We start from the raw sequence: 13,645 nt of genomic DNA, 5'->3' as shown, positions 1-13,645 counted from the left end.
GGGTGGTGGGCTTCCTCCAGGGCGAGCCGGCCCGGGTGAAGTGCCTGGCGGCGTCCGGCCTCAAGGACGTGAGCGCCGCGGACCTGTACCCGGTGACGCGCTTCCTCCCCATGGCGGCCGAGGCGACGCGGCTCTTGCGCCCCCAGCTGGGCGACTGGGAGCAGGCGCTGCGCTACATCGGGACGCAGGCCACGGTGGACTTCCTGGCCTCCATGTTCGGCCGGGACTTGATGAACGCGGCCGCCGGCAACCCCTGGCGGATGCTCCAGCACATGGCCGAGGGCTACCGCGCCGCGGTCAGCTACGGCGAGCGCAGCGTCCTCTGGACGGGCGACCACAGCGCCCGCTTCGTGATGCGCCGGGACTTCATGCCCGCGCCGTACCACGAGGGCGTGCTCCAGGCCGCCCTGGAGGCCGTGGGCGCGCAGGACGTCCAGGTGCACGGGCGGCAGCTGTCGCTCCTGGACACCGAGTACGACGTCTCCTGGTAATCCCGGGTTGACGGGGCTGCGCGCGGGCGCGTGACGCGGGACGTTCACCAGCCAGCGCTCGGTGGTGAACGTCCGCCATTTCTCCCGCTGGCGTGACAGGGAGGGCCACTAGCATGTGGTGAAACAGGCCCACGCCCCACGGGAGGAGTCACGCGAATGGATGCAGCACGAGGCTCCCGGCCGGTGGGGCGTTGTCGGGCCCTGGGGCTGATGGCCGGGGCCCGGGCATGACTCCCTTCCGGCTGCTGCTGGTGGAGGACAGCGTCAACGACGCGGCGCTGGTGACGGCGGAGCTGGAGCAGGCGGGCTACCTGCCCACGACGCGGCGCGTGGACACGCTGGAGGCGCTGCGCGACGCGCTGGCCGCCGGGGCCTGGGACCTGGTGCTGTGCGACCAGCGGCTGCTGGGCTTCACCGCGCTGGACGTGCTGTCCCTCCTCCATGAGGAGGGGCGGGACGTGCCCCTCATCGTCCTGTCCAGCCAGCTGAGCGAGGACCAGGCCGTCACGCTGATGAAGGCGGGCGCGCGCGACTGCTTCTCCAAGGACCGGCTGGCGCGGCTGGGCCCGGCGGTGGCGCGCGAGCTGGAGGAGACCCGCGTGCGGCGCGAGCGCGCCCGGGCGGAGCTGGACCGCGACATCCTGTCCCGGGCCAGCGAGCTGCTCACCGCGTCCCTGGAGCAGGCGGCGCGGTTGGACCAGCTGGTGCAGCTGATGGTTCCCCGGGTGGCGGACTGGTGCGCCTTCTTCCTCCAGGACCCGGACCAGGGCGGCCTGCGGCTGGTGGCGCTGGCGCACCCGGACGCGGAGCGGCGCGCGCATGCGTGGAAGCTGGACCAGCGCTTCCCCCTGGACCCCCTGGCCGCCGCGGGCCCCGCGCACGTGCTGCGCACCGGCCAGCCGGAGTTCATGCCGGACGTGCGCAAGCGCCCGGAGCCCATCACCCGGGACGTGGCGCACCAGCGCGCCATCGAAGGGCTGGGGCTGCGCTCCGTGGTGAACGTGCCCCTGCCCGGCAACGAGGGCCGGCTGGGCGTCATGTCCATGGGCACGCTGGGGGACCGGGTGCTCGCGCCGGTGGACCTGGCGCTGGCGCTGGAGCTGGCGCGCCGCACGGGGCTGGTGCTGGAGAACGCCCGGCTCTTCCAGGAGGCGCGCGAGGCGGTGCGCCTGCGCGACGAGTTCCTCACCGTGGCCGCGCACGAGCTGCGCACACCGCTGACCACGCTGCGGCTGCAGCTGGGCACGCTCCTGCAGCGCTCGGAGGCGCACCGGCTGGAGCCGGACGTCGTCACGCGCCTGGAGCGCAGCGTGCGCCAGGTGCGCCGGCTGGGCACGCTGGTGGAGGGCCTGCTGGACGTGTCCCAGCTGTCCAGCGGCGAGCTGTCGCTGATGCCCGAGCGCTTCGACCTGGAGGAGCTGGTCTCCGAGGTGCTGGAGCGCTACCAGGCGGAGGCCGGCGCGGCCGGGTGCGAGCTGCGCCAGTCGCCGCGCCGCGGGCTGTGGGGGACGTGGGACCGGCTCCGGGTGGACCAGGCGGTGGCGGCGTTGATATCCAACGCGCTCAAGTTCGGTCCGGGGCGGCCGGTGGAGGTGGACGTGGGCCGGGAAGGCGGCTTCGCGCGCATCCAGGTGCGCGACCGGGGCATCGGCGTGCCCGTGGACCAGGTGGAGCGCATCTTCGAGCGCTTCGGCCGCGCGGTCAGCTCGCATTCGTATGGAGGCCTGGGACTGGGGCTGTACCTGGCCCGCCGCGCCGCGGAGGCGCATGGCGGACGGGCCTGGGCGGAGCCCGCCCTGTCGGGTGAGGGCGCGCGCTTCACGCTGGAGCTGCCGCTGGAGAAGGAGACGCGCGAGTGAGCCGGCCGCTGTTGGTGGTGGATGACGACACGGACCTGCGGGAGGCGCTGGAGGAAGTGCTTCGCGACGCGGGCTACACCGTGCTGGGGGCGGGCAACGGCCTGCAGGCGCTGGAGGTGCTCCGCCGGGAATCCGTGCCGCCCGCCCTGGTGCTGCTGGACATGATGATGCCGGTGATGGACGGCGCCACCTTCGGCCGCCAGATGCGCCAGGTGGAGGCGTGGAAGGACATCCCCGTGCTCGTCTTCTCCGCGTCCGCCAACGCGCGCCAGGTCGCGGAGGAGATGGGCGCCTGCGGCTACCTGCGAAAGCCCGTGGACGTGGAGACGCTCCTCAAGGCCGTGGACTCCAACAAGGCCCCCGAAGCCGTCTGAGCTTCCAGGCGCTCCCCACCGCGGACTCCCCGTCCCGCGTGGGTTGACGCTGCGCGCGAGCCCCTGGTAAGTGCGTCCTTAACACTTTCCCGGCGAGGCCTGTCCGATGAATCCCCACATGCTCGCCCAGCTCCTGGTCCAGCTCATCGTCATCATCACCGTGTCGCGGTTGATTGGCCGGGGCGCCCGGTGGCTGGGGCAGCCCCTGGTCATCGCGGAGGTGGTGGCGGGCATCGCGCTGGGCCCGTCGCTCTTGGGGTGGCTGGCGCCGGGCGCCATGCAGTGGCTGTTCCCGGCGGACTCCATGCCCTTCCTGAAGATGCTGGCCGAGGTGGGCCTGGTGCTCTTCATGTTCCTCATTGGCCTGGAGCTGGACCCCAAGCTGCTCAAGGGGCGCGGGCACGCGTCGGTGGCCATCAGCCACTCCAGCATCGTCGTCCCGTTCGCGCTGGGCGCGGCGGCGGGCGCGCTGTGGCTCTACAAGTCGCTGTCCAGCCCGGACGTGCCGTTCTCCTCGTTCGTGCTGTTCATGGGCGTGTCCATGAGCATCACGGCCTTCCCGGTGCTGGCGCGCATCCTCACGGAGCGCGGGCTGATGCAGTCGAAGCTGGGCGCCATCGCCATCGCGTGCGCGGCGGTGGACGACGTGACGGCGTGGTGCATCCTGGCGTTCGTGGTGTCGCTGGTGCGCGCGTCGGACCTGGCGCACGCGGGGCTCACCACGCTGTTCGCGCTGCTCTACATCGGCTTCATGCTCCTGCTGGTGAAGCCGTTCCTCGCCCGGCTGGGCGCGCGCGTGGCCAACCGCGAGGGGCTCACCCAGAACGTGGTGGCCATCACGCTGGTGCTGCTGCTCGGGTCCGCGTGGACCACCGAGTCCATCGGCATCCACTCGCTCTTTGGCGCCTTCATGTTCGGCGCGGTGATTCCCAAGGAGGGCGGGCTGGCGGCGGCGCTGGCGGAGAAGCTGGAGGACGTGGCCGTCGTGCTGCTGTTGCCGGTGTTCTTCGCCTTCAGCGGCCTGCGCACGCAGCTGGGCCTGCTGGACACCCCGGAGGCGTGGCTCACGTGCGGCGTCATCATCGTCCTGGCGTGCCTGGGCAAGTTCGGCGGCAGCGCGGTGGCCGCGCGCCTCACGGGCCTGCGGTGGCGGGAGGCCGGCGCCGTCGGCATCCTGATGAACACGCGCGGCCTGATGGAGCTCATCGTGCTCAACCTGGGCCTGGACCTGGGCGTCATCTCGCCCACGCTCTTCACGATGATGGTCATCATGGCGCTGGTCACGACCTTCATGACCACGCCGTTCCTCAAGCTGCTGTATTCGCCGGCGGAGCAGGCGCGCGACCAGTTGCTGCACACGCCAGAGCCCGCGCTGCCCGCGTCCTCGTACACGGTGCTCCTGTGCGTGTCGCATGGGCAGGCCGGTCCGGGCATGGCGGTGCTGTCGCGCGCGCTGTCAGGTGAGCGCAAGGAGGCGAACCTCTTCGCGCTGCACCTGTTGTCCCCGGAGCGCTCGCTCAAGGCCCGAGGCGAGGAGGCGCTGGACCCCGCGGCCGCGTCCGGCGGCGCGCTGGCGCCCCTGGTGGGACGCGCGGAGAAGCTGGGGCTGTCCGTGCGCACGCTGTCGTTCGTGTCGTCGGAGCCCGCGCGGGACATCTGCCGCACGGCGCAGGCCAAGCGCGCGGACCTGGTGCTGCTGGGCTGGCACAAGCCGCTCTTCAGCCAGACGGTGCTGGGCGGCACCGTGCACGAGGTGATGCAGGAGGTGGGCGGCACGGTGGCGGTGCTGGTGGACCGGGGCCTGTCGCAGGTGCGCCGGGTGCTGGTGCCCTTCGTGGGCAGCCGGCATGACCGGGCGGCGCTGGGCCTGGCGCGGCGGCTGGTGAAGCAGGCCGGCGCGGAGGTGACGGTGCTGCACGTGACGTCTCCCAAGGACTCGGGGTCGGGCACCGGCGCGGGCCGCGCGCAGGTGGAGGAGCTGTTCCCCGCGGACGAGGGCGCCTCCGTGAAGCTCAAGGTGGTGCGCCACGCGTCGCCGGAAGAGGCAGCGCTGGAAGAAGCGAAGGCGGGTTACGACCTCGTGGTGGTGGGCCTGGGGGCCGAATGGGGCCTGGAAGACCGGTTGTTCGGCGTGCAGCGCGAGCGAATCGTTCGCGACGCGCCCGCCTCGCTGCTGCTCGTGCATCATCCGGAGGCGGCGACGGTGCTGGCCCAGACCCCGGAGCAGGCCCGGACGCAGGGGACGGCTCCGGAGACGACGCAGCCCGTCGGCGCGCGGAGCTGAGCGCCATGCACCTGGGTGCCACACTTCGTCTGTTGCGGGTGGATGCCGGGTTGTCCCTGCGCGACCTGGCGCGCCGCATTGGCGTGTCCAGCGCGTACCTGAGCCGCGTGGAGAACGGCGTGGACGCGCCGCCCACGCAGGAGCGGCTGACGGCCATCGCCCGGGAGCTGGACGTGCCCCCGGGGCTGCTCATGGACGTGGCCAACCGGGTGAGCCCGTACGTGGCGGGCTACCTGGAGGACGTGCCCGCGGCGGGGACGCTGATGCTGGACATCGCGCGGCGCCAGCTCACCGGCGCGCAGCTGGCGCGCGTGCGGGCCTTCCTGGACGCGGAGTTCCCCCTGCGCGAGGCGCGCGGCCACGAACCCGTGCCGCCGCTGGCGCCGCTGCTGTCCCCGGAGCGGGTGGTGGTGGGGCTGTCCTGCGGGGACTACGAGGACGCGCTGGACGTGGCGGCCGGGCGGCTGGCGGCGGCACTGCCAGGCCAGGACGCGGCGGTGCTCGCGGAGGGGCTGCGCAAGCGGGAGGACGCGGTCCCCTCCCAGGTGGGCAACGGCGTGTCGGTGCCGCACGCGTTCGTGGCCGGCGCGGCCCCGGTGGCGGCGCTGGTGACGCTGGCGCGGCCCCTGAAGCTGGACGCGCCGGACGGCCAGCCCCTGCGCCTGGTGGTGGCGCTGGTGGACGGCCACGTGGGCCGCGCGCGGCTGATGCGGCTGGCGCACGTGGCCCGGCTCGCGGGGCGTGGGCTGGCGGACCGGCTCCACGGCCTGCAGGACCCGCGGCAGGTGCTGGAGACGCTGGAGGAGCTGGAAGCGCTGCGCTAGCGCCTGCCTTCAGCGCCTGGGAGGCACCCAGTGCTCCCAGGCCCCGAGGTCGCGGAAGCCCAGGTGCCGGTACACGCGGATGCCCGCCGGGGTGGACTGGAGCACCATCGCGGTGCACCCGCGCTGGCGCGCCTGGGCGATGATGCCCCGCATCACCGCCGACGCGAGCCCCAGCCCCCGGGCCTCCGGCAGGGTGGCCACCAGGTACACGCCCGCCGTGTCCGCCACGTCCACCACCAGCCCGCAGGACTGCGCCCGGCCGTTCTCGCGCGCCACCACGGTGTGCACCGGCAGGCGGGGCGGCCGCTGCCACACGGCGAGGATTTCCCGCCACTCGGCGCCGTAGGTCTGGACGTTGATTTCGACCAGGTCGTTCATGTCCTCCTCGGGCTCCACCGGCACGCTGGGGGCCGCGTCCGGCAGGTCCTTCAGCCAGGCCCCCATGGCCACCACGGTGAAGTCCGGCCGGTAGCCCGCGGCGCCCAGCACGCGCGTCGCGTCCCGCTGCCCCGGCGTCAGGGTGACGCGCCACTGGGACAGCCCGTGGCTCCGGTAGAAGTCCATGACGGCCGGCAGCGCGGCCGCCAGCGCGTCCGCGTCCGTGAAGAGGACCTGCTGGAAGTGCGCGTCCTGGTAGATGGGCAGCGCGAACGCGTCCACGCCGGGCAGGTGCAGGTGGCGCAGCGGGCCGCGCTCGGCTTGAAGGCGTTTGAAGGCGATGAGGTTGGTGTGAAGTCGAGAAGTGAGTTCGGCATCCGTCATGCGGGCCGGCAGCCTAGACACGGGGACGACGGGCAAAGAACAGCCGTGGAGGAAAGGGCGCGCGCACGGTGCGCCACGGGGTTAGGTTTCCATCCCTTTTCGCGCCCGCCCCCATGACCCCGCGCTTCTTCCCGTTCGATCCACGCCCCACCCGAATCGCCCTCATCCTGGGCGCGTGCCTCCTGGCGGTCCTCACCGCGTGGGCCCTGGCGGACTACCGGGGCGGGGGGGGGCTGGTCGCCATGGCGCGGGCCGGCATCAGCGCGGGCCTGATGCTGACCTTCCTCGTCTCCGTCCACCGCCTGCGGCCCCGCCAGGAGTGGGGCATCACCCTGGACGCCGCGGGCGTGCGGGTGGCCCGCCCCTTCAGCGGCCAGCCGCTGGAATTGCACTGGGGACAGTTGGATTCCGTGCGCCGGGTCGGCCGCAAAGGGAGCGTGCTCGGGCTCTTCCTGAAGGAAGAGGGAAGGGTGCTCGTCACGCGACATCTTTTCGCCCGCAAGGCTGTTTATGAAGAGTTGATCGCGGCGCTGGAGGACCGCCTCCCGCCCTCGCGTTTCGACGCCTGATTCATGAATCTTTCCGCAGCCTTGCGTGGGCTCCCGGAGCTTGTCCGGGATGCCCGGTGGTGGTAGGCACAACAGGCTTGAGCCCTGTCGCAACGGCAGCCTTTCCCAAGGACACGCTTCACATGGAAAAGACCCCCGCTACCGGTGTCGCGCCGGCCGCGCCGCCCGGCGAATATGGAACGGACGCCATCACCAAGCTCGAAGGGCTGGAGGCCGTCCGCAAGCGCCCCGGCATGTACATCGGCGACACGATGACCTACGGGCTCCACAAGCTCGTGTACGAGGTCGTCGACAACTCCGTGGACGAGGCCCTGGCCGGCCACTGCACGGACATCGACGTGGTCATCCACGTCGACGGCTCGCTCAGCGTCCAGGACAACGGCCGCGGCATCCCCGTGGGCCCGCACCCCGACCCCAAGTTCAAGGGCAAGGACACGCTGGAAGTGGTGCTCACGGAGCTGCACGCCGGCAGCAAGTTCGGCAACGGCGCGTACAAGGTGTCCGGCGGCCTGCACGGCGTGGGCGTCACCTGCGTGAACTTCCTGTCGGAGTGGTTCAAGGTCCGCGTCCAGCGCGCCGGGAAGATCTACGAACAGTCCTACGCGCGCGGCGTGTCCAACGGTTCGCCCCAGGAAGTGGGCACCACGGACAAGCGCGGCACGATGATCCACTTCAAGCCGGACTCCACGGTGATGGAGACGGCGGACTTCAACTTCGAGACGCTCAGCCAGCGCCTGCGTGAGCTGGCGTTCCTCAACGCGGGCCTGCACATCACCATCCGCGACGAGCGCACCCAGAAGGAACACGACTTCAAGTTCGACGGCGGCATCTCCTCCTTCGTGGAGTACCTCAACAAGGCGAAGGAGGCGCTGCACGACAAGCCCGTCTACATCAAGTCGGAGCGCGAGGGCGTGTCGCTCGAAATCGCCATGCAGTGGAACGATGGCTACGACGAGCGCATCTTCACCTTCGCCAACAACATCAACACCCACGAGGGTGGCAGCCACCTGTCCGGCTTCAAGGCCGCGCTCACGCGCACGCTCAACAGCTACGCGGAGAAGGGCGGCGTCTGGAAGGACCTGAAGGAGACGCCCACGGGTGAGGACGCGCGTGAGGGCCTGTCCGCGGTCATCTCCGTGAAGCTCTCCAACCCCCAGTTCGAGGGCCAGACGAAGACGAAGCTGGGCAACAGCGAGGTGAAGGGCCTGGTCGAGCAGATGGTGAACGACCAGCTCGCGTCCTTCCTGGAGGAGAACCCGCCGCTCGCCAAGAAGGTCGTGGCGAAGATTGGCGACGCGTGCCGTGCCCGCATCGCCGCGCGCAAGGCGCGTGAGACGGTGCGCCGCAAGGGCGTGCTGGACGGTGGCGGTCTGCCCGGAAAGCTCGCGGACTGCCAGAGCCGCGACCCGCACGAGAGCGAGCTGTACATCGTGGAGGGTGACTCCGCAGGTGGCTCCGCGAAGCAGGGCCGGGACCGGCGCAACCAGGCCATCCTCCCGCTGCGCGGAAAAATCCTGAACGTGGAGAAGGCGCGCTTCGAGAAGATGCTGACCAGCGCCGAAATCGTCACGCTCATCACCGCGCTGGGCACGGGCATCGGGGCGGAGGACTACGACCCGGAGAAGGCGCGCTACCACCGCATCATCCTGATGACGGACGCGGACGTGGACGGCAGCCACATCCGCACGCTGCTGCTCACGTTCTTCTACCGGCAGATGCGCGAACTCATTGACCGGGGCTACGTCTACATCGCGCAGCCGCCGCTCTACAAAGTCACGCGCAACAAGAAGGACACCTACGTCAAGGACGAGCGCGCGCTGAACGAGTACCTGCTGCGCATCGCCGCGGAGCACTGCCGGGTGAAGACGCCCGCCGGGGAGCTGGGCGGCGCGGAGCTCAAGGCGCTGCTGGAGAAGGTCATCACCTACGAGGAGCGGCTGGAGAAGCAGGCCAAGCGCCGCGACGCGCGCATCGTGGACGCGCTGGTCCAGGCCACGGACCTGCGCGCGGAGACGCTCGTGGACGCGGCGGCGGTGGAGGCGCAGCTCGCCACCATGCGCGAGTACTGCCAGCGCCGCATGCCGGAGGTGGTGGGCCGGCTGGCCACGCGGCTGGAGAAGGACGCGGAGCAGCAGGAGGCCCACCGCCTGGTGGTGACCACGGACGTGAACGGCTCCATGCGCGAGTCCGTCTTCGACCACGCCTACCTGTCCTCGCCGGAGTACCTGGAGCTCGTCGCCCTGCGCGAGGTCTTCCACTCGCTGGGCAAGGCGCCCTATCGCGTCCAGGTGGACGGCGGTGAGGTGTCCGCGTTCTCCGTGCAGGAGGTGCTGGCCGCGGTCCGCAAGGACGCGCAGAAGGGCCTGGGCCTGCAGCGCTACAAGGGTCTGGGCGAGATGAACCCGGAGCAGCTCTGGGAGACGACCATGGACCCCAGCCGCCGCACGCTGCTCCAGGTGCGCGTGGAGGACATGGTGGAGAGCGACGAGATCTTCTCGCTGCTCATGGGCGAGGCCGTGGAGCCCCGCCGCGAGTTCATCGAGCGCAACGCGCTGGACGTGCAGAACCTGGACATCTGAGGTTCGCAGCACGCCGTGTCTGAAGCATCACGCCGGGCCCCGGGAGAAAGACCCGTGGGCCCGGTGCCGTTTTCGGCTCCGCGCCCACGTGCCCTTCCCATCCTTTTCGAGCCGGGCCGCGGATTGAAGCACGGCGGCCCCCGTGAGCCCTTACGGAAGGAACCTGGCAACCAGTGACCAGCGCGAGGACGCCCCCGCACGCATGTTGAGGATGGCGGTGATGCCGATGACGCCCGCCATGGTGGCGAGGTTCACGATGCCGCCCACGTCCAGGGCCTTCATCGTCCTGGCGGCCTTCTCCGGCGTGCCCACGGTGGGCGTCAGGCCCGTCTCCGAGGGGACCGCGCCCTCCGGCGCCTGCCTGGCCAGGAAGGCCCCGCCGAAGATGTTGGCCGCGCCCAGCGCCACGCTGGCGCCCAGCAGCACGTCCTTGGCAATCACCAGCCCGCGCGTGGTGCCGTCAATCTCCCGGCCCGTCAGCCGCGAGCGGCCCACCAGCCAGGTGATGGCCGCCAGGCCCAGCGACGCCGCGTTGACGATGTTGAAGCCGTTCCACGCGGCGTTCACCACCTGACCGCGCTCGGCCGTGGAGCCAATCACCTTCACCGCGGGGTTGAGGGCCACCTTGCCGAAGAGCGAACCGCCGAACCCGGCGGCGAGCCCCAGGTTGTGCAGCACCAGGCCGGTGGAGGACAGGACAGGCGTCATGGACGGACTCCATTGGAGAAGAAGTGGATGCCCGTGAGGGTAGGCACGGGCCCTTCGCGCGGGAGCAGCGCGTCAGGGCATCACCGTGAGTGAATCAGACGCCTGCCTGCCGCACGGGCTCCCGGACGGGGGCCCGGGAGGCCGCCTGCTACCGCTCGGAGCTGCGGGCGCCGCGCAGGGCCTCCGCGCGCTCCTTGCGGGACATGTTCGTCACGTCGACGATGTCGAAGTCGAGCGCGCCCTGGTTGTCCGTCAGCTGCAGGTCGGGGAAGACGCAGCGCAGGTCCTGCACGCCGGACACCTGGTAGCGCTTGCCCGTCTCGAAGAGGCGGTGCGAGCTGCGCACGGACTCGGCCTTGGGGCCCGTCTCCATGCACAGCACCGTGTGCACGCGGCCGAAGGAGCCGGAGCGCACCTCCGCGAAGTCGTCGCGCACGGTGAAGGCGTAGGTGGACCTGGGGTTGAGGCCGCGCAGCAGCATCTGGTGCTGGGGCTTCACCTGCAGGGCGTTCTTCTCCGGCTCGAAGAGCACGGAGCGCGGCGGGATGTACGCGGACTGCCGCAGGTGCACGCGGATGGAGCCGCGGTTGTCCTCCGGGCCGGTGGTGTCCAGGGCGAAGAAGTGGAGCTTCTTCGCGCCCTTGAGGGTGCGCGGCGCGTTGCTGATGAAGCCCACGGCGTTGTCCGCCGGCAGGTCGCCTTCCGCGTAGTAGACCAGCGTGCCGGACGCGGTGCCGTCGCCTTCCGCGAAGGCCGCGCTGCCCTCCGTCCACACGGAGTAGGCGGCCCCGGGCGACACGTCGATGGTGGCCGTGGGGTACTCCGGCAGCGGCAGCGCGTTGTACATGGGCCGCAGCACCAGCAGGCGCGTGGGGTAGTCCACCTGCCGCATCTCGCGGTCCTTGTCGTCCGCCAGTGCCTCCACGCCCGCGTCGGCCTGCGGAGCGGCGGCGGCCAGGCCTCCGTCCGCGTCCGTCTCCGTGCCCGCGTCCCCGGCGGGGACCGCCGCGGCGACGGCGCCCGGGCCCGCGTCCGTCTCCAGGGACGGGGCGCCCGCGTCGAGCGCGGCGGACGTGGTGGGGATCTCCGACGCCATCTGCGTGGTGCCGGGCGCGACCTCCAGCTCCGCCTTGAGGTGGACTTCGGCCTGGTTGGGGGTGAAGCGCCGCGTCCAGGCGCGGTAGCCCGGCTTGGTGACGACGATGGTGTGGGGCGTGCGCTGGTCCGCGCCGATGATGCGGCTGGGCGTGGGGCCGACCGGCCGGCCGTTGACGACGACGGAGGCCCCTTCCGGCTTGGAGGTGATCCACAGGACGACGGGCTCGTCGCTGCCCTCCGGCATCTCCGGCGGGGACAGGAGGTGGATCATCAGGCCGATGAAGATGACCACGGCCGTGAGGCCGAAGACGACCATGCTCAGCTGGCGCACCTGCTTCGCGCGCTTCTGCTCGCGCTCGGCGGCCTCGGCGGCCAGCTTGTCGCGCGCGTCGTCCGCGGTGGTGCGTGCCCGGGGGGACTCCTTCTCCTCGGGCTGCGGCGGCTCCGGCGCGATGGCCGTCTCCACCGGCGTGTCATGCGGCGCGGCCAGCGTGGGCATCGTCCGGGGGACCGCCGTGGGCTCCGTGCCCCCGTCGGTGTCCGGCTCGGGCGGAAGCTCCGGCGGCAGCGGGCGGCGGCCAGTGCCGGTGTTCTCCCGGGTGCCCCCCGGCGTCACGCGGCGCGCGCCGGTGGTGCTCTTGCGCACGGCGGTGGCCTGGGTGGACGAGCGGCGCGGGGCGCTGCCATCCGTTGACGGGCGCAGGGCGGGTGCGCTGCCGGACGCGCGCACGCCGGGGCTGGAGGGCCGCGCCACGCCCGCGCTGGACGGGCGGGCCACGCCAGAGCTGCTGGGGTTGCCAGGGTTGGAAGACCGGCCGTTGCTGGACGGCATCCGCGCGCGGCCCTGCGAGGGCTCCGACCCCGGCGACTGCCACGCGGCCAGCTGCTCCTTGAAGCCGGGCGGCAGCTCCACCTTGCGTCCCTCGGCGGCCAGCTCCTCCGCGAAGAGGTACGTCATGAGCTGGCTCAGCATCGTGGGCGTGAAGCGCGGCGTGTCCCGGTAGAGCAGCTCCACCGAGGACTCGCTCAGGTCCTTCGCCGTCTGGTACCGGGCCTCGCGGTCCACCGCCATCGCGTGCGCGACGATGGTCTCCAGCTCCTCGCCAATGGCGGGATTGATGGCGGACGGGGGCAGGCAGTCGCCGGTGATGATGCGGGGCAGCACGGTGACGAACTCGCCCTCGAAGGGGCGCCGGCCGCAGAGCATCTCGTAGAGGACGACGCCCGCCGCGTACACGTCCGTGCGCGCGTCCAGGTCCTGCCGGCCCTGCGCCTGCTCCGGGGAGAAGTACGGGTACTTGCCCTTGAGCGTGCCAGGGGACGTCTTGGCCTCCACCGCGCTCGTGGCCTTGGCGATGCCGAAGTCGATGACCTTGACCTCGCCCTCGTACGAGATGAGGACGTTGTCCGGGGACACGTCGCGGTGGACCAGGCCCAGCATCTGGCCGTCCTCGCCCACGTGGCGGTGCGCGTAGTCCAGGCCCTCGCACAGCTTGCCGGCGATGTGCAGCGCCAGCGGCTGCGGGAAGAACCCGATGCCCGCGCGCGACGCCCGGCGCAGCACCTTCGACAGGGGCTGGCCGTGCACCAGCTCCATGGCGATGAAGTACTGCCCGTCCACCTCACCGAAGTCGAAGACCTGCGCGATGTTCCCATGCGTCAGGCCCGCGACGAGGCGCGCCTCGCTGATGAACATCTCCACGAAGTCGTGGTCGTCCACGAAGTGCGGGAGGATCTGCTTGATGACGCAGGGCTTGGTGACGCCCATCGCGCCCGTCATGCGCGCGCGGTAGGTGACCGCCATGCCCCCCGCGGCAAGCTTGGAGATCAGGACGTACTTGCCGAATTGCTGGGGACTGGGTTCTGCCACGGGCGGGGAGGCGGGGCCGGGTTTGGGGAAGCCCCAGCATACTCGTCTTCCACCGAAAGTCCCGGATGCGCTCGCATGGCATGCGAAGATTTCGCTGCGGGTGCTGACTGGCCAGTCAGTGACGCCCTGGTGGGTCGGAACCGCCCTTGTGCAGGAGGGGACGTTCCAGGTGGGTGGGTGGAGCAGGCGTGAGGCGGACTGTTGCGCCGGTTCACACTTCTTCACGC

The 13,645-nt window shown here is 71.4% G+C and carries 10 protein-coding genes; 7 read left to right on the top strand and 3 right to left on the bottom strand.

Annotated elements, in window-relative coordinates; translation table 11 throughout:
• From D7X55_RS23700 to D7X55_RS23680, 5 genes are all read left to right on the top strand, one after another.
• Positions 1-491 (top strand): DUF2378 family protein (locus tag D7X55_RS23700; RefSeq protein ID WP_121724269.1); only part of this gene is annotated, 491 nt, incomplete at its 5' end.
• A 227-nt stretch (positions 492-718) separates the two neighbouring features.
• Positions 719-2,350, top strand: coding sequence for an ATP-binding protein (locus tag D7X55_RS45525; protein WP_279637349.1), 1,632 nt, complete (start codon positions 719-721; stop codon positions 2,348-2,350).
• Positions 2,347-2,724: a response regulator gene (locus tag D7X55_RS23690; RefSeq protein WP_120552495.1), complete on the top strand. Its 378-nt coding sequence runs from the start codon at positions 2,347-2,349 to the stop codon at positions 2,722-2,724. The genes D7X55_RS45525 and D7X55_RS23690 overlap by 4 nt, the downstream gene beginning before the upstream one ends.
• Before the next feature lie 106 nt (positions 2,725-2,830).
• A complete protein-coding gene (locus tag D7X55_RS23685; RefSeq protein ID WP_121724268.1) occupies positions 2,831-5,008 on the top strand; it encodes a cation:proton antiporter in 2,178 nt (725 codons plus the stop codon).
• 5 nt (positions 5,009-5,013) lie between these two features.
• The gene (locus tag D7X55_RS23680) at positions 5,014-5,832 is read left to right on the top strand and encodes a helix-turn-helix domain-containing protein (protein ID WP_120552493.1); all 819 of its coding nucleotides are present in this window, start codon (positions 5,014-5,016) and stop codon (positions 5,830-5,832) included.
• A 9-nt stretch (positions 5,833-5,841) separates the two neighbouring features.
• On the opposite strand, the gene D7X55_RS23675 is transcribed toward D7X55_RS23680, so the two are convergent.
• The gene (locus D7X55_RS23675; RefSeq protein WP_121724267.1) at positions 5,842-6,594 is read right to left on the bottom strand and encodes a GNAT family N-acetyltransferase; all 753 of its coding nucleotides are present in this window, start codon (positions 6,592-6,594) and stop codon (positions 5,842-5,844) included.
• A 113-nt stretch (positions 6,595-6,707) separates the two neighbouring features.
• Here D7X55_RS23675 and D7X55_RS23670 point away from each other — a divergent pair, with 113 nt between their 5' ends.
• Both D7X55_RS23670 and gyrB read left to right on the top strand, forming a co-directional pair.
• A complete protein-coding gene (locus D7X55_RS23670) occupies positions 6,708-7,163 on the top strand; it encodes a hypothetical protein (RefSeq protein ID WP_120552497.1) in 456 nt (151 codons plus the stop codon).
• A 122-nt stretch (positions 7,164-7,285) separates the two neighbouring features.
• Entirely contained in the window at positions 7,286-9,742 is a 2,457-nt protein-coding gene (gene gyrB / locus D7X55_RS23665; protein ID WP_120552491.1) for a DNA topoisomerase (ATP-hydrolyzing) subunit B, read from the top strand.
• A gap of 150 nt (positions 9,743-9,892) precedes the next feature.
• On the opposite strand, the gene D7X55_RS23660 is transcribed toward gyrB, so the two are convergent.
• The gene (locus D7X55_RS23660) at positions 9,893-10,450 is read right to left on the bottom strand and encodes a hypothetical protein (protein WP_120552490.1); all 558 of its coding nucleotides are present in this window, start codon (positions 10,448-10,450) and stop codon (positions 9,893-9,895) included.
• 148 nt (positions 10,451-10,598) lie between these two features.
• Positions 10,599-13,418 (bottom strand): serine/threonine-protein kinase, encoded by a 2,820-nt coding sequence (locus D7X55_RS23655; RefSeq protein WP_121724266.1) that lies wholly within the window; start codon positions 13,416-13,418, stop codon positions 10,599-10,601.
• Positions 13,419-13,645 lie beyond the last annotated feature (227 nt).

Origin of the sequence: Corallococcus sp. AB049A (genome assembly GCF_003668885.1) — a bacterium.
Classification (GTDB): Bacteria; Myxococcota; Myxococcia; order Myxococcales; family Myxococcaceae; genus Corallococcus; species Corallococcus interemptor.
The sequence above is the reverse complement of the archived record's forward strand: the minus strand, read 5'-3'. Positions and strand labels throughout refer to the sequence as shown.